General features: G+C 67.2%; 12 protein-coding genes and 4 tRNA genes. 13 read left to right on the forward strand and 3 right to left on the reverse strand.

Annotated features, from left to right (window positions below; genetic code table 11):
* Positions 1-93: 93 nt before the first annotated feature.
* The 6 genes from L5G28_RS05840 (at position 94) to L5G28_RS05865 (ending at position 6,385) form a co-directional block, all read left to right on the forward strand.
* Positions 94-1,671 carry a hypothetical protein gene (locus L5G28_RS05840; RefSeq protein WP_237000711.1) on the forward strand — a complete coding sequence of 526 codons (1,578 nt, stop codon included), beginning with the start codon at positions 94-96 and terminating at the stop codon, positions 1,669-1,671.
* 134 nt (positions 1,672-1,805) lie between these two features.
* Positions 1,806-2,753 (forward strand): acyl-ACP desaturase, encoded by a 948-nt coding sequence (locus L5G28_RS05845; RefSeq protein WP_237000712.1) that lies wholly within the window; start codon positions 1,806-1,808, stop codon positions 2,751-2,753.
* A gap of 269 nt (positions 2,754-3,022) precedes the next feature.
* The gene (locus tag L5G28_RS05850) at positions 3,023-4,450 is read left to right on the forward strand and encodes a WS/DGAT/MGAT family O-acyltransferase (RefSeq protein WP_237000713.1); all 1,428 of its coding nucleotides are present in this window, start codon (positions 3,023-3,025) and stop codon (positions 4,448-4,450) included.
* A gap of 1 nt (position 4,451) precedes the next feature.
* Positions 4,452-4,934 (forward strand): DUF1877 family protein, encoded by a 483-nt coding sequence (locus L5G28_RS05855; RefSeq protein WP_237000714.1) that lies wholly within the window; start codon positions 4,452-4,454, stop codon positions 4,932-4,934.
* A gap of 75 nt (positions 4,935-5,009) precedes the next feature.
* Complete coding sequence (locus L5G28_RS05860; RefSeq protein WP_237000715.1) at positions 5,010-5,711, forward strand: hypothetical protein; 702 nt, start codon at positions 5,010-5,012, stop codon at positions 5,709-5,711.
* On the forward strand, positions 5,708-6,385 hold the full coding sequence (locus L5G28_RS05865; protein ID WP_237000716.1) for an RES family NAD+ phosphorylase: 678 nt from the start codon (positions 5,708-5,710) through the stop codon (positions 6,383-6,385). The genes L5G28_RS05860 and L5G28_RS05865 overlap by 4 nt, the downstream gene beginning before the upstream one ends.
* Positions 6,386-6,433: 48 nt before the next feature.
* Here L5G28_RS05865 and L5G28_RS05870 read toward each other — a convergent pair whose 3' ends face one another.
* The gene (locus L5G28_RS05870; protein WP_237000717.1) at positions 6,434-8,461 is read right to left on the reverse strand and encodes an NAD(+) synthase; all 2,028 of its coding nucleotides are present in this window, start codon (positions 8,459-8,461) and stop codon (positions 6,434-6,436) included.
* Positions 8,462-8,528: 67 nt separating this feature from the next.
* Here L5G28_RS05870 and L5G28_RS05875 point away from each other — a divergent pair, with 67 nt between their 5' ends.
* The gene (locus tag L5G28_RS05875) at positions 8,529-9,071 is read left to right on the forward strand and encodes a copper resistance CopC family protein (RefSeq protein WP_237000718.1); all 543 of its coding nucleotides are present in this window, start codon (positions 8,529-8,531) and stop codon (positions 9,069-9,071) included.
* Positions 9,072-9,078: 7 nt separating this feature from the next.
* Positions 9,079-9,987 (forward strand): CopD family protein, encoded by a 909-nt coding sequence (locus L5G28_RS05880; protein ID WP_237000719.1) that lies wholly within the window; start codon positions 9,079-9,081, stop codon positions 9,985-9,987.
* A 62-nt stretch (positions 9,988-10,049) separates the two neighbouring features.
* Here the strand turns inward: L5G28_RS05880 and L5G28_RS05885 are convergent, their stop codons facing one another.
* Positions 10,050-10,952 carry an alpha/beta fold hydrolase gene (locus tag L5G28_RS05885; protein WP_237000720.1) on the reverse strand — a complete coding sequence of 301 codons (903 nt, stop codon included), beginning with the start codon at positions 10,950-10,952 and terminating at the stop codon, positions 10,050-10,052.
* An 81-nt stretch (positions 10,953-11,033) separates the two neighbouring features.
* On the opposite strand from L5G28_RS05885, the gene L5G28_RS05890 reads away from it, so the two are divergent.
* Positions 11,034-11,972, forward strand: a complete 939-nt coding sequence (locus L5G28_RS05890) for an alpha/beta fold hydrolase (protein WP_237000721.1) — start codon at positions 11,034-11,036, stop codon at positions 11,970-11,972.
* Here the strand turns inward: L5G28_RS05890 and L5G28_RS05895 are convergent.
* Entirely contained in the window at positions 11,961-15,026 is a 3,066-nt protein-coding gene (locus tag L5G28_RS05895) for an MMPL family transporter (protein WP_237000722.1), read from the reverse strand. The two genes, L5G28_RS05890 and L5G28_RS05895, sit on opposite strands and share 12 nt — an antisense overlap.
* Before the next feature lie 169 nt (positions 15,027-15,195).
* Between L5G28_RS05895 and L5G28_RS05900 the strand changes: the two genes are divergently transcribed.
* The 4 genes from L5G28_RS05900 to L5G28_RS05915 all read left to right on the forward strand — a co-directional run bounded on the left by L5G28_RS05900 (position 15,196) and on the right by L5G28_RS05915 (position 15,758).
* Positions 15,196-15,268, forward strand: a tRNA-Lys gene (locus L5G28_RS05900).
* 147 nt (positions 15,269-15,415) lie between these two features.
* Positions 15,416-15,488, forward strand: a tRNA-Glu gene (locus L5G28_RS05905).
* 89 nt (positions 15,489-15,577) lie between these two features.
* Positions 15,578-15,651: transfer RNA gene (locus L5G28_RS05910), tRNA-Asp, on the forward strand.
* 33 nt (positions 15,652-15,684) lie between these two features.
* A tRNA-Phe gene (locus L5G28_RS05915) sits at positions 15,685-15,758 on the forward strand.
* Positions 15,759-16,241: the final 483 nt, after the last annotated feature.

Here is a 16,241-nt window from a genome sequence, read left to right on the forward strand (position 1 = left end):
ACCCGAATGAGCAGAATGCGCGGTCCGTCGGGGCGCCGTGCGAAGATTTGTCGGAGCTGACCGCATTCCTGATCAGGTGGGGAGAACCGATCCGTGCGTACGAACCTTCTGGCCGCAGGCGGAGCCGCAGCAGCGGTGATCGCGGTGCTGGCCGTAACGCTGTCCGGCGTACTGACTCCATCGTCGGACGGGACGGCGGTGCCCGACGAAGAGATGCAGGCGCTGAAAGGCCTCGTGCACGCGTCGACCTCGCTCGCCGACGCGCCGGCAGTCAAATACAACGGGACGATCACGTCGACGCTGGAGAGCGGAAGTCTCACTCTCACCGTCACCGACCTGACCGTCACTGCGGCGGGCGACGTGCACGGCACCGTGAAGCAGGAGGGGAACGGCTCCGCGGAATGGTTGCAGATCGCGGGCAAGACCCTCGCGAAAGGCAACAAGGAGTTCTGGCAGAAGCGGCCCGACAAGAAGCAGCCCGCAGGCGTTTTCATCGCAAGTACGCCGGACGACCAATGGGTGTCCACCGAAGAAGCGACCCTCGGTATCGACCTTCGTGACGCCCTGCGGCCGGCACGCTTGGGCGCGGCCCTCCGACAGCAGGACACCAGCCTCGGCGGCACCGAAGTGAAAGGGACCCCACTCGCGCGCGGCGACAAGACGCCGGACCTCCGCGTCACCGACAGCGTCGACTCCACCGGAGTCTCCGAAACGGAGGTCGAAGACGCCGACGGCGGTGTCGACGGGGTGCGGCGCTACCAGGCCACCTCGATGACTGTCGGCGTCGACGACGACGGCGTCGCCACCGCGCTACGCGGCCCGCTCGGCAAGGGCTACGGCGGCGACACCGTCAAAGTGGAAGCCGACCTCAAGGTCGCGCCCCTCGACGACGCAGGCATGCGCGAGTTCTACTCGAGCGCGAAGACATCCGTCACCGGCGCCAAGATCGGGTCGCGCGAGATCGTCGTCCCTGATCCAGACGGCGGACTGGACTGCAGCGGAGCGCGCTGCGTCATCACCTACGACCTCCGGAACACCACGCCGGGACTCGACCGCGGAGCCGTCGCGATCGCCCTGCATACATCGCTCAAGTCGAACGGTCGCGACATCGGCTCCTGTGACGGCAACGGCAACATGCCCGTCAACGGCCGTGGCCGCGTGACCTGCTCGGTGCCGTTCGCGCAGAACGCGGACGTCAATTCGTCGTCCCGGATGACCCTCACCCTGAACGGCGAACTCGACCCGGCCGCCCTAGCCGCCGCCGTCCAGGCAGGCATCGACGTCAGCGCCGCATCGAAGGGCTGGACGATGACCGCTCCCAAGGCCACCGAGGAAGCGCGACGCTTCAACCGGCAGATCGCGCTCGTCTCCTCCGGCTACGTATACCGAGTCGGCGACTTCGCCTTCGACGGCCGCGAAAAGGACGGCACCCTGCTCCTCGTCCACGGGCCGGGTTACGACGCGCATCTCGCGTCGAACGGCGGATTCGACCCGGCGTGGGCGGGCGCCGAACAGTTGCTGTCGCAGGCGCGCGACGCACGAGAAGCCGCAGGCGACAAGCCGATCCGCATGGTGTTCGCCGAGGGTCGCTCCGCCGACGCGGCCCGCGGGCTCCTCATCGCCAACAAGATCGAGAACGTCGAAGTGGTGACCGTCCCGCTCTACGCCTGATCGGGACTTTCGCAGCCGCCGAGCCGCGGCGACGCCTCGATCACCAATCGCCGCACGTGAGAGTTGCAACAGCCTGGCAATCCGCCTAGTGTGCGGTGAGTCACAGGCCTACTAATTTCAGGAGGCAACAGCCCGTGCCCGACCTCACCCAAGTCCAGCTTCTCACCGAACTCGAGCCGGCCGCAGAAGCCGAACTGAACCGACACCTCTCACTGTCCCGTGAGTGGCATCCGCACGACTACGTCCCCTGGGACGAGGGCCGCAACTTCGCGGCGATGGGCGGCGACGACTGGGATCCCGACCAGTCCCAGCTCAGCCCCGTCGCGAAAGCCGCGATGACCCTCAACCTTCTGACCGAGGACAATCTGCCGTCGTACCACCGCGAGATCAGTGAATACTTCTCGCCCGACGGCGCGTGGGGCACCTGGGTGGGCCGCTGGACGGCCGAAGAGAACCGGCACGCCATCGTGATGCGCGACTACCTCGTCGTCACCCGCGGCGTCGACCCCGTCGCCCTCGAGAACGACCGCATGGCGAACATGACGAAGGGCGCCCACTCCGACGACCTGCACGGCCTGCTGCGCGGCGTCGCCTATGTCGCTGTCCAGGAACTCGGCACGCGCGTCAGCCACAAGAACACCGGCAAAGCATGCAACGACCCGGTCGCCGACCGGATGCTGCAACGCATCGCCGCCGACGAGAATCTGCACATGGTGTTCTACCGCAACATCTGCGGCGCCGCGCTCGACCTGGCGCCCGACCAGGCGATGGAAGCGATCACCGGCGTCGTCACCAACTTCGACATGCCCGGCATCGGCATGCCGAACTTCCGCAAGATGAGCCTGATGATGGCCAAGCACGGCATCTACGATATTCGCCAGCACCTCGACGACGTCGTCTGGCCGGTGCTGCGCAAGTGGAGGATCTTCGAACGCGACGACTTCAGCGGACGCGGCGAACAAGCCCGCGAAGAGCTCGCCGCATGGCTGGACAAGACCGAAGTCGACGCGAAGCGATTCGAAGAACAACGCGACCGTTTCCTGGCGCGCGAAGCCGCCAAGAAGGAGAAGGCCAGCGCCTGACCCGGGGGTGTCGGACGAGCGTGCCGGAACCTCGGTTTCGCACCGCTCGTCGCAAGCGCTCCTCACCCGCTCGCCGGCGGGTGAGGAGCGCTTTCGTCGTGGGGGAGAGCGAGTTCGCGACCTCCGTCCGCGCGGGTTCGCCACAGGGCTACTGTGAAGCATGTGTCAGGGGTCTCGGCTCCGTTCGACCAGCCGAGACGCTCGGCCGTCGCACGGCCCCCTCGACCAGTGGAAACGGGTAGACGGCGTGTGAGAACAGAGGTTGCGGCATGGAAAGACTCAGCGGACTGGACGCGTCGTTCCTGTATCTGGAGACGCCGTCGCAGGTGATGAACGTCGCCGCGATCCTGCAACTCGATCCGACGACCGTCCCCGGCGGATACACGTTCACCACGATGCGCGCCGAGATGGCACGACGCGTCACCGCACTCCCGTCGCTGCGACGCAGACTCGCCGACTCGCTCACCAACGTCGACCACCCGGTGTGGATCGAAGACGACGACTTCCGCATCGAACGCCACGTCCACCGGATCGCGGTGCCGTCGCCCGGCCGCGTCGAAGAACTCTCGCAGACGTGCAGCCACCTGATCGGCCAAGTCCTCGACCGCAAGAAACCGTTGTGGGACATGTGGATCCTCGAAGGCATGGAAGACGGCAAGATCGCGATCATGCTGCGCATGCACCACGCGTGCGTCGACGGCGCCACCGTCGCCGACCTCCTCGGCGAACTCGCCACGTCGACCCCCGAACCGCCGATGGTCGACCCCGGGAAGGTCGCGATGAGCGCGGGCTCGGCGTCGCGGCGCGACCTCGCGGTCGGCGGCGCGATCAACGTCTTCCTGCAGCGCCCCGTCGCCGCCCTGAGACTGATCCCGAAGACGGTGCCCGTCCCGTTCGAATGGTTCCGTCGCGTCCGCAGCGGGCAGGGGATGCCTGCCCCGTTCCTCGCGCCGCACACCAGGTTCAACGGGCCGCTCACGGCGCGGCGCTCCATCGCGCTCACCCAACTCCCGCTCGCTGACGTCAAACGCGTGAAAGAGCACTTCGGCGTCAAAGTGAACGACGTCGTCCTCGCCATCGCCGGGGGCGCCCTCCGCGAATACCTCGAGGCGCACGACGAGCTCCCCGACGCACCGCTCGTCGGCCTCGTGCCCGTATCGGTGCGCGGCGCCGAGGAGAAGGACCTCGTCGTGTCCGGCACCAACAAGGTGACCGGCATGTTCACGCGACTGCCATCGAACGTCGCCGACCCGGTCGAACGCATCCGGGTGGCCCGCGAGTACGCGAACCTGTCGAAGGCGCACCTGCAGGAGATCGACGACAACATGCTCCGGTCGTTCGCCGAGTTCGCGCCCGGGAACTCGATGGCCGCCCTCATGCGTCTGTACGGCGATCGACGCGTCGCCGCACTGCACCCGCCGATCTTCAACGCGATCGTCTCCAACGTCGCCGGACCGGCGTCGGACATGTACCTCCTCGGCGGCCGCGTCGAATCGGTGTATCCGCTCGCGCCGATCTTCCACGGGCTCGGACTCAACATGACCGTGTTCTCGGCCGCAGGCGAACTCAACGTCGGGCTGTTGACCTGCAACGACCTCGCCAACGATATCTCGGCGCTGGCGTCGGCGTTCCACGATCAGCTCGCCCTGCTCCTCGACGCCGTCGACCGAGGCGAAACTCTCGGGGCGGACGCCTGACGTGGGGCTCCTCGCCGTCTATGCAGGCGTGCCCACCGGCGTCGTCGACCGGCTGGCCGACGTCGACCCCGACGACGCCGTCGAATACGTGGAGAGCGTCCTGGAATCGGGTGCACCGTCGGTCGACATCGACAAGGCGTGGGACGGGCTGCACTACCTGCTCACCGGGCGCACCGCGACCGACCCGATCGAAGACGACGCACTGAGCGAAGCGGTCGTCGGCGTGTACGCGTTCGAGAGCGACGAGCTCGTCGGCGTCACACCGCACGACGAACTGTCGCGCATCATCGGCGCGCTCGAGTCAGTCGACCTCGACGCACTCCTGCACGCCGTCGACTTCCCGGCGTTCACCGCCGCCGAGGTGTATCCCGAGACGTGGGCCGACGAACCCGCCGACTGGTTGCGCGCAGCCTTCGCCGACGTGCTGAACATCCACCGCCTGTGCCAGGCGGACCGGCTCGACCTGCTGGTGTCGATCTACTGACGGGTTCGATCATCGGTGAGGGTGCGCGCTCACTAACGAGTGTTAGCATTGAACTGCAGTCGTTAGGAGGGTGCTATGAGCAGTCCAACCAGACGGCGGTCGCATGCGCGCGGCGGAGCAAGTCGTGGAATGCAGCAGCTCGACGAGCTCGTGACCGCATCCGGCTACAAACCGGGTAAGAACGACGAACTCACAGCCATCCTGTCACGGCTCCACAAGCTCGAGATGGTGACCGGCGCGGCCACGACCGACGTCCTCGATGCGTTGACCGCCACCGAGACGCCCGCACCGGTCTCGGCGGCGTCGCAGATTCTGACAGCCGAGCAGGAAGCGGTCCTGCGATCGGCGGGGTCGTTCATCGACGAGATGCCTCCTGTTGAGCAACGAGCCTCCACGCGGACCGCGCAGCGCATCGTGGATATGATCGCCACCGCTCTCACCGCCGACGAGGCGGCCGAACGGCTCGGGGTGACATCGGGACGTATTCGGCAGCGACTCGGAGCGAAGACGCTGCTGGGCGTGAAAGTCGGTTCCGCGCACCGTCTCCCGGGTTTCCAGTTCACCGAGGACGGCGAACTGCCCGGCTGGGACCGCATTGCACCGGCAGTGCCGAGTTCCGTGCACCCGGTGTCGATCGCCAGGTTCATGCACACCGCACACCCAGACTTGACTGTCGTCGGGGAAGCACTCCCGCCAACCGACTGGCTGATCGGTGGCGGCGACCCCGAGTACGTGGTGAGCATGATCCATACCGCGTTTGTCGTCCACGCGTCGTGACCGAATACCTACCGCCACCCGACCCGTCCCGCTTCCCCGACCTAGAGGAAGGCCACGTACGCACCGTCGACGTCGGTGTGCGAGTGGGCCGGATCTACTTCGCGGGCGGCGACTTCCCCACAACGTGGGACGGGTTCCGGTGGTTCGGCCCGACCAACTCCCGATTCGATCATTATCGGCAGCCCGCCGGTGTGCACGCGGATCGGGCCATCATGTACCTCGGGGCAGCGATTCTGGACGCCTGTGGACGACCGAACAACGTCCTACAAACCGCGCTCGTCGAATGCTTCCGCGATGCTGGAGACATAGACCTGCGCCACGGACTTCCTCACTTCGTGCTGTTCAATCCGGTCCGCCCGCTACGGCTCCTGGATCTTACGGACAGTGATTGGATCACTGCCGCCGGAGGAAACGCCGCGATCCCGAGCGGACCTCGCCATAGCGCCCGAGTGTGGGCTACCGCGATCTATGAGCACTACACCGGGGCAGACGCCGTTGATGGGTTGATCTACGGCAGTTCGAACAAGCCCGCCAACCGGGCGATCGCACTTTGGGAACGCGGAGCGGACGCACTCCCAGACCGTCCGGTCTTTCACGAACCCCTCAGCCACCTCGGCTTGCGAGCGGCGATCGAAACGTTCGCCGGCAATGTCGGCCTCGGCGTCCTCACATAGCCCAGCGACCCGAGGCGAGTCGGTCGACCATGGAATCTCGGTGCCGCGTCAATCTCGACTATGCAGTTCGCGGAGCCACGCGGTGGACGGGGCGTCGGACGGGGAACGCCAGTCCCCGCGCGGCGAGAGCGAACCGCCGGAACCGATCTTCGGGCCGTTGGGCATCGCGGTCCGCTTGAACTGGTTCGCCATGAACCGCTTCAAGAACACCTCGAGCCACGCGGCGATGGTCTCGTCGTCGTACTCGTTGCGTTGGTCTTCGGTCATCATGTCCGACCAGGCGCCGCGCGTCTTGTCGCCCCACGCCTGACCGGCCAGATACGCGACCTTCGACGGCCGGTAGCCGAAGCGGGTCAGGTGGTAGAGGAAGAAGTCGTGCAGCTCGTACGGCCCCACCGAGTCCTCGGTGCTCTGGATGTTGCCCTCGGCGTCCGCGGGCACGAGCTCGGGGGATATGACGTCGTCGACGATCTCGCGCAGCGCGCCGATCGTCGCCTCCGGATAGCCGGCGGTCGCGATCTTCCACCGGATCAGATGTTGGATCAACGTCTTCGGGACCGAACCGTTCACGTTGTAGTGCGACATCTGATCGCCGACGCCGTACGTGCACCAGCCGAGGGCGAGTTCCGACAGGTCGCCGGTGCCCAACACGATGCCGCCCAGGTAGTTCGCGAGCCGGAACAGGTGCGAGGTCCGCTCACCCGCCTGCACATTCTCGAACGTCACGTCGTACACGGGCTCGCCGTCGGCGAACGGGTGCCCGAGATCGGCGAGCATCTGCGTGCACGACGGCCGGATGTCCAGTTCGTTCCCGGTGACGCCGAGAGAGTCCATCAGAACGTGACTGCGGGCGAGGCTGGCGCCGCCCGTCGCGAACCCGGGCATCGTGTACGCGTGGATGTCGGCGCGCGGGAGCCCGAGCAGGTCGAACGCCTGCACGGCGACCAGCAGGGCGAGTGTGGAGTCGAGCCCGCCCGAGACACCGATGATGATCTTGCCGATCCCGGTCGCGTTCAACCGTCCGACGAGCCCCTGCACCTGGATGTCGAGGACTTCACGGCACCGCTCGTCGCGGTCGGCGACCCCGGACGGCACGAACGGGAACCGTGCGACCGGCCGACGCAGATCGCCTGCTGGGGCGTCGGCGGGGTCGAGCTCGAACGGGACGCGGCGGATGTCGCGGGCCCGATCGGCGAAGTCGCCGACCTGGTCGCGCATGCTGATCAGACGGGACCGTTCCTGCCTGATCCGGTCCAGATCGATGTCGGCGACGACGAGCTGCGCTGTCATCGAGAACGTCTCCGACCTGGCGAGAACCGTCCCGTTCTCGGTGATCAGTGCATCGCCGTCCCACGCGAGGTCGGTCGTCGACTCGCCGAACCCCGACGCCACGTATAGGTGCGCGGCGACGTTGCGCGCCGAATGGCTCACGGCGAGAGTCCGCCGATACTCCTCCTTGCCGACCGTCACCGGGCTGCCCGACAGGTTGATCAGCAATGTGGCGCCCGCGAGAGCAGCCCACGTGCTCGGCGGGATCGGAACCCAGCCGTCCTCGCACACTTCGGCGTGAAAACGCAGGCCGGGGAGGTCGACGGCGTCGAAGACGAGGTCGGCGCCGAACGGGACCTCGTGGTCGCCCACCGTGATCGTGTCGACGACGGCGTCCCGGGCCGCCGCGAAATACCGTTGCTCGTAGAACTCGCGATAGTTCGGTAGGTACGACTTCGGGGCGACACCGAGCACCTGGCCGTCGTGGACCACCACCGCGCAGTTGTAGAGGGCGTCGTCGATGCGCAGCGGTGCACCGACGAGAACCACCGGAGAATAGCGTCGCGTCGCGTCGACGATGCTCATCAACGCGTCCATCACGTCGTCGAGCAACGCGTCCTGTTGGACGAGATCGTCGACGCTGTACCCGCACAACCCCAGTTCGGGGAATGTGACGAGCGCCGCGCCCTCGTCGTGAGCGCGCGCGACGAGTTCGACGGTGCGGGCCGCGTTCTCCACCGGGTCGGCGAGAGCGACGGGCGGGACGGCGGCCGCGATGCGGGCGAAACCATGTGAGTAGACCGACACACCTACAGGCTAGTGGTCATGCAACGATGGACCCGTCTCCAGTCAGTCCGAGTCGTGGGAGTTTGTGATGTTCCGGTTGTTCACACGTTCGACGGTCGTGGCCGTCGTCATCGCGATCGTCGCGCTGCTCGGCGGGGTTGTCGCGGGCCCGGCGTCGGCGCACTCGTCGCGGACCGGAGCGGCCCCGGAGGACGGGGCGTCGCTCTCGACCGCACCCGACCGGGTGACGCTGACCTTCAACGAAGACCTGCAGGAGGCGTACGCGACACTCAAAGTGGTCGGCCCGGACAACCACTTCTGGCAGAAGGGCGAACCGACCATCGACGGGCGCGACATCTCAATCGCGATCGACGGGCTCGGACCCGCAGGCGAATACAAGGTCAACTATCGCGTGACGTCCGCGGACGGGCACCCCGTCCAAGGACAGACGACGTTCACCCTCACCGAGGCGGGCAACGGCGTGGCCGGTCCGGCCGTGCCAGCCGACTACGAGGCCCCGTCGGAGAGCGAAGGCGGGATCAAAGCCTGGTACATCGTCGTTCCGGTGGTCGTGATCGTCCTGCTGATCGGTGCGGGCATCGCGTTCGTGCTGGTGCGTCGCCGCAGCTGATCCCCGGATGACCCGTCGCCGCGTCACCGTCGCCGCAGCAGCGACGCTCGCCGTACTCGTCGGCGTGGCCATCACCTGGGCACTGGCCCGACCAGACGGACCCGAGCCGTCCGCGTGGGCCGACGGGCTCGCGCTCACCGCCGTCAGCCTGCTGTTCGGGCTCGGGATGCTGAACCTCGTCGCCGCCGAACCCGCACCGGTCGCGGTCGCCGTCGTCGCCGCAGTCTGGGGTGCGACATCGCTCGTCGCGGCCTGGCTGCAAGTGGCGCAACGCGTCGGGGTCGGAGCGTTCGACGTCACGCTCCGCGACGTCACCACCGGCGTCGACGCCGGACTCCCCGTCATCGTGTGCGTGCTCGGATCCCTCGCGGTCCTCGCCTGGTCGTGGTGGACGGCGCGGGGCACCGCGCCCGCCAACGCGTACGTCGTCGCCGCGATCGCCGGCGTCGGCATCCTCGTCACGTCCATCACCGGGCACGCCGGACAGTCGTCGTGGGTGCCCGTCGTCGTCGGTGCGCACGCCCTCGCCGCAGCATGGTGGGTCGGCACGCTCGGCGCCCTCGTCGTCACCGTCCGTGGGCGCGGCGGCTGGGCGCGATCGCTGCCCGCATTCTCCGAACGCGCATTCGGCGTGGTCGCGGTCCTGACCGGGACCGGAATCATCGCCGCCGTCGCGCGGATCGGCGTCGGTACCCACTGGTGGGACACCGGTTACGGCCGCATCCTCGTCGCCAAACTCATCCTGCTCATCGCTGCCGCCGCCCTCGCTCGATGGCATCGCACCACGTGGCTCGCGAAGGCCCGACGGCACGGCGTCGACGAGGCGACTTCCATCCGCAACGCCGGAATCGAAGTCGTGCTGCTGACCGTGGTGCTCGGTCTGGCCGCAGGATTGGCGACGACCGGGACACCCTGAAACGACTTCGGCACTTTCTTTCGGCGTGTGGCCGAAAGAAAGTGCCGAAGTTCGTTTAGAAGTCAGTCCCACGCCTCCAAGAGCGTGTCGATGATGTCGATGGACCAGTTGAGGCCGCTGAGATGGCTCTGGCCGGGGAGGGTGTGCAGGGTGGCATGGGGGAGCAGCGACACCATGTGGAGGCCGTGGGCATAGGGGACGATGTTGTCGGCGTCGCCGTGCCACCACTCGATCTGCGCCTGGACGTCGCCGACCTGGAATCCCCAGTCGCGGACGAACAGCTGCAGGTCGGCGAACGGCGCATCCATGCGGCGGCTGCCGCCGTGCAGCAGATCGTCCAAGAACATCGCGCGGAACTCGGGACGCCCCAACAGCTCCCGGTCGGCCGCGGGGGAGAATCGGGCGTACAGGCTGATCGCGGGATCGGCGATCGGGCGCGCAACCGAGAGAGCTGTGCTCAACGCCTTTCCGATCGGGCGTCCCGCGACGCCGATCAACGGAACCGACCGCTTCGCGAACGCCAGTGCGCCGCCCCCGACCGCTTCGGGGCCGCTCACCGGAGCCACGCCGCCGACGATGCCCGTCGACACCACCCGGTCGGCCAACACATGCGAGACGGCGAGCGAGTACGGGCCGCCGCCCGACAACCCGATCACCGAGAACTTGTCGGCGCCCAAGGTGTTCAGCACCGTCTGGAAGTCGTGCGCGAAGTCGGCGATCGACGAGTACGAATGCGCCGTCGACGAGCCGACGCCCGGCCGATCCAAACCGATCAGGCGGAAGCCGCGCTCCTCCGCGTACTCGCGCGCCTCCATCGGGATCTGGCGGCGTGCGCCGGGAGTGCCGTGGAGCCAGACGATCGTCGGGCCGTCGGGGGAGCCGAACTCGGAGAAGCCGATGCGTCGACGGCGCTTGTCGCCGACAGCGATGGAGCCTTCGAGTTTCGGGCGGTCGATAGGGATCACGACGGCAAAGTATGTCAGATCACGCCGAGATTGATACGGATTCACAGAAACGTCCAAGGTGGCGGGTGTAGTTTCGGTCGCATGACCGAACGCAGTGCACAGACCACCGACGGCACCAGCACCCGCTTCTGGGACGCCACCGTCAACGGTCTCGGAACCGCGCAGCGGGCAGTGCGCCACACGGTGAAGCCGTACCCGGTCCGCGGCCTTCCCGACGGCCGGAGACTCGAACTCCCCGGCCGCGGCACCACGTACATCACCGAATCCGGGCCCGCCGACGCGCCGACCGTGTTCCTGCTCCACGGAGTCAGCACGTCGGGGATCCTCTGCTGGTATCCGTCGATTCCCGCGCTCAACAAAGACTTCCATGTCGTCACCATCGACCACCGATGGCACGGCCGCGGCATCCGCTCCGCCGAGTTCTCTCTGGACGACTGCGCCGACGATGTCGTCGCGGTCGCCGACCAGCTCGGCATCGACCGATTCACCGTCGCAGGCTTCTCGATGGGCGGCGGCATCGGGCAGCTCGCGTGGCGGAGGCATCCCGACCGTGTCGGCGGCCTCGTCCTCTGTTCGACGGGCCCGTACTTCTCGAGCATCGACCCCGTCAAACTCGCGGCGGAGGAGCGGATCGGGCGGATGCTCAGGTACGCCGACAGAATCCTGCCGACGCCGACCGACGAACGGCTCGACAACTGGCGGGGCAATCACATCCGGTGGGGGATCGCGCAGATGTCGTCCACCAAGCTCGGCGATCAAGGCGTGTTCGCAGCAGGGATGGCCCGATTCGATTCACGTCCGTGGCTCGGTGAGATCGACGTGCCGACGTCGGTCGTGGTGTCCACCCGCGACAAGATCGTCCAACCCGAACGCCAACAGCTGCTCGTCGACGGCATCCCCGGCGCGCGACGGTTCGAGGTCGACGGCGGCCACGCCTGCTGTGTGCTCGGCGCGGAAGACTTCATCCCGCCCCTCGTCGAGGCCGTCGAGTCAGCGGTCGGAGCCGAATCAGTCCACTGACGCGTGGCGAGGCTTTCGGTTCGGCCACCACATCGCGTCGCCGAGCAGAACCATCGTCGCAGGCACGAGGAACGATCGGACCACCAGGATGTCCAGCAGGAGACCGAGCCCGATCGTGAAACCGATCTGGACGAGGTTCAGGGTCGTTCCGCTCATCAGCGCGAACATGGTGATCGCGAAGACGACGCCTGCGGTCGTGATGACGCTGCCCGTGCTGCCGAAGCCGCGGATCATCCCGGACATCATCCCGCGCCCGGTCGACTCCTCCCGGATCCGGGACGCGAACAGCATGCTGTAGTCGGCGCCCACAGCGATCAACGCCATGAACGACACCGGCGCCACCGACCAGTCGAGCGGAATCCCGATGATGTGCTGCCACACGAGGGTGCTCAGCCCGAGGACCGCGGCGAACGAGAGGATCACGGTCACGACCAGCACGAGCGGTGCGACGATGCTCCGCAGCAGGACCGCGAGAACCACCGTCACCGCGGCGATCGCGACGAGGCCGAAGACGAGCAGGTCCCGGACCAGTTGGTCGTCCATGTCGGCGGACAACGACGCGAGACCGGTGTTCGTGACCTCGGCATCTTTCAATCCCGTCTCGGCGAGCGCGGCCTTCGCGGCGGGCGCGAGGTCGCGAACCCGGTCGAGTGCCTCGGGCCCGTACGGGTTGACACCCCACGTCACCATCATCCGCGCGGTCGTGCCGTCCGGCGAGATCAGCAGTCGGGCGCCTTCGACGAATCGCGGGTTCTCCATCGCCTCGGGCGGAAGGTAGAAGCCGCGCCCGGCGCCCGACGACGTCGCCGCGCTCATGTCCGAGAGATAGTCGGTCGCCAGGCGCAGGCCGTCGTGCAGTTTGTCCGTCAGCGTCGTCAGCTGCTCGGTGCCGTCCTGTACCTGATGGAGGCCGTCGGACAGTCGCGTCATTCCGGTCGACAGCTCGCCGACGCCTGCCTTCAACCGTGCGAGGTCGGAGCGGATCTCGTCGGGGGAGCGCCCGTCGAGCTGTCCGAGCAGGCTCTGCAGTGATCCGAGCAGTTCCCTCAGCGGAGCCATGGAGGCCTCCACTCGCCGCGACGCCTGCGCAGGCACGCCCGCCGCGTCGCGGAGACCGTTGAGCGTGCGGCGGGCCTTGCCTCCGGTCGCCTTGTTCAACTGGTCGAACGCGGCGCGCGCGGTGGCACATGCCGGGTCGGCCGAACACGATGCGGGGCTGCGTGACTGCAGCAGCGGGCCGAAGAGTTCGTCGAAGCCGTCGAGGGCGGGCTGCGCCGCATCGGCGGCCTTGCGCAGGTCACGGACGACGGGTGCGACCCGGTCGAGTCCGGTCCGCAGCTCGTCGGCTGCACCCGCGAGATCGGACTTCCCTCCCGTCGCGGCGTCGACGAAACGTTCCGCCGACTCCATCGAGTCGAGGACCCCGGTCGCCATCGACACCACCTGATCGGTGCCGTCGACCAGTTCCGGCATGCGCGCGGTCGCCTCATCGGCTCCGTCGGTCAGTTCGCCGACGCCCGACGCGAGACGCTGCAGGTCCGGGCGTGCGTCGCCGAGCTGCTTCGACGCGTCGCCGAGCTGGTCGCCGACCTGGCCCGGTACGTAGCCCGCGGCCGACTCGGTGAGCGGCTTCCCGTCCGGTCGAGTGATCGATCGGACGGTGCGGACGCCGTCGACCCGGGAGACTGCGTCGGCCGCCAGTTCGAGCGCCGCGAGGTCGGCCGTGTTACGGAGGTCGTGATCGGATCGGATGAGCAGGTACTCGGGTGCGATCGCGTTGGCCCCGAAATGCTTGTACACGGCGTCATAGCCGAGGGTTGACTCGTTCGCGTGCACGAACATCGACGATTCGTCCCAGTTCCGTTGATGGGTGAACAGGATGGCTGCGCACGAGAGCAGCAGGAGCAGCGATACGGCGGCGTACGCGCCCGCGTGGCGGATGATGCGTGCGCCACGTCGACGCCACCGCTTCTCCGACGACGGACCGGGTTCGGCGAGGCCACGTCGTCCCGCGAGCGACAGCAGAGCCGGCGGCAGGGTCAATGCGACGGCCAGTGCGATGAGCACAGCGATCGCGGTCGGCGGGCCGGCGGTCCGGAACATGCCGATCGAGGTGAAGGCCATCGACGTGCAGGCCGCCGCGATCGTCAGCGCCGACGCCACCAGAATCGGGGCGGTGCGGCCGCTCGCAGACGCGACCGCGTCGCCGACGGGCAGGCCCTGACGTCTGGCCTCTTGGTAGGACGACAGCGTGAAGATCGCATAGTCGGTCACCGCACCGAGGACCAGAGCCGTCATGATCGCGATCGTGAAGTTCGAGACGGGCAGCCATTCGTGGCCGCCGAGGAACGAGATCACCGGGCGGGCCACGGCGAGTCCGATACCCAAGCTGATGAGTGGGACGGCTGCGGTCGAGAACCGTCGGTAGACGGCGAACAGGATCAGCGTGATCAACCCGATCGAGACCAGCGTGATGATCAGCAGCGACACGTCGATCGCGGTGAACAGATCGGCGAGTGTCGCGGTGGGGCCCGTGTAGTAGGTCTGCAGGTCGGCTGGCTTGCCCGCCTCATCGATCTCGGCTCGAATGCCCTGTGTCGCATGGTGCGCCCGCGTGGAACCGACGGATCCTTCGGCCGCGACCAGCAGGGTCAGCGCCTTGCCGTCGGGGCTCGCCGCAGCCTCGCGCGTGATCGGGTGCCCAGCGAAGTCGAGCACGTAGGCGACGTCCTCGCTGTCGAGGAGCCGGGTGACGAGCCGTGTGTAGTACGCCTCATCGTCGGCTCCGATCCCGTCGTCGTTGATCAGGACGACGCTGCTGACGGCGTTCGACACGGGCGCGTCGAAGTCGCGCGACATCTCCTCGAGGTACTGGTTCGCCGGCAGAGACTGTGGGAGGAAGTCGGCCGACGTCTGTGAGACCGTGGTCTCCAGCTGCGGGACCGACACGTTCAGCACTGCGGCGACGACGATCCAGAAGCCGACGACGAGCCACGCGTGGCGGTGGGTGAACGTGCCGACACGCGTGAACGTGCGGCTGGGGCCGTGTGCCATCGGATCTCCTGTGCTTCGGGCGGCGGGCTGCGCCAGGCTTAATGGAACCGTAGGTCACATAGAACGAATGGTCTATTGTGTCGCTCGTCACGGGGCCGTTCGCGGGCGTGGGCGCTGTCGTCGGCCGATGCTGGGTATGTAGAGTGGAACCGCTGCATTTGAGCGGCATGCCCCTATAGCTCAGTTGGTAGAGCTACGGACTTTTAATCCGCAGGTCGCAGGTTCGAGCCCTGCTGGGGGCACAGTGAGACGCAGGCCGCGGCACCCCGGTGCCGTGGCCTGCGGTCGTTTCTGGGAGAAGTTGCGAAAACATGCTCTGAACTGGCGATTTGTGTTTTCGGAAGCGTGTGCCATAAAGTTGTCTTCGCTCCCAGCGGGAACAAGCACCGGCCCCCTTCGTCTAGCGGCCTAGGACGCCGCCCTTTCAAGGCGGTAGCGCGGGTTCGAATCCCGTAGGGGGTACGCAGATCGACTGATGTCGAGAAGCTCCAAACCACCTGATTCGGTGTAACGGAGCGGATCGGCTAAGGTCGAAACGCACAACAGAATATGGCCCTGTGGCGCAGTTGGTTAGCGCGCCGCCCTGTCACGGCGGAGGTCGCGGGTTCGAGTCCCGTCAGGGTCGCTTGAGGTTCGGTTGTCGTGCCGACACTTCTCTGGCCAGGTAGCTCAGTTGGTACGAGCGTCCGCCTGAAAAGCGGAAGGTCGTCGGTTCGATCCCGACTCTGGCCACGTTGAAACCCCCACTCATTATTGAGTGGGGGTTCTTCGTTTCTATGTTAAAGGCCGGGTTAAAAGCCTTCGTTTCCCTGCGTGTGCTCCCTGCTTCCTGGCGAGACCCTTCTGGCGAGTTGAGGCCGACTTGCTCCGTCGTAGATGTCCGATTGGCTGATCCGTGTCGGCCCCGGTCCGCCTCTGCCGTCGGGTCGGATCATGGATCCGCGGCATGCTGCGCGTGACCGGCCGGTTTGCCGCCGTGTCCGGTTGTCGGCGCCCTCTGCCAGGGATGTCGTCCTGACGCATTGTCGGCGCCCTCTGCCAGGGATGTCGTCCTGACGCAAAAAACGGCCAGGTCAGTGGGCGGTCGTCCCCAGGGACTGTGTGCCACGCCACGTCGGGCAACTATTGTGGACGCGGAGTCGTGCCGCGTGGCGTGGCGTGGGAAACTCGTACTTGTGGAAGCGTTGTCCGCAGAGGTGGAACCCGGTTCGAGGA

This window comes from Gordonia liuliyuniae (assembly GCF_021739025.1).
Lineage (GTDB): Bacteria > Actinomycetota > Actinomycetes > Mycobacteriales > Mycobacteriaceae > Gordonia > Gordonia liuliyuniae.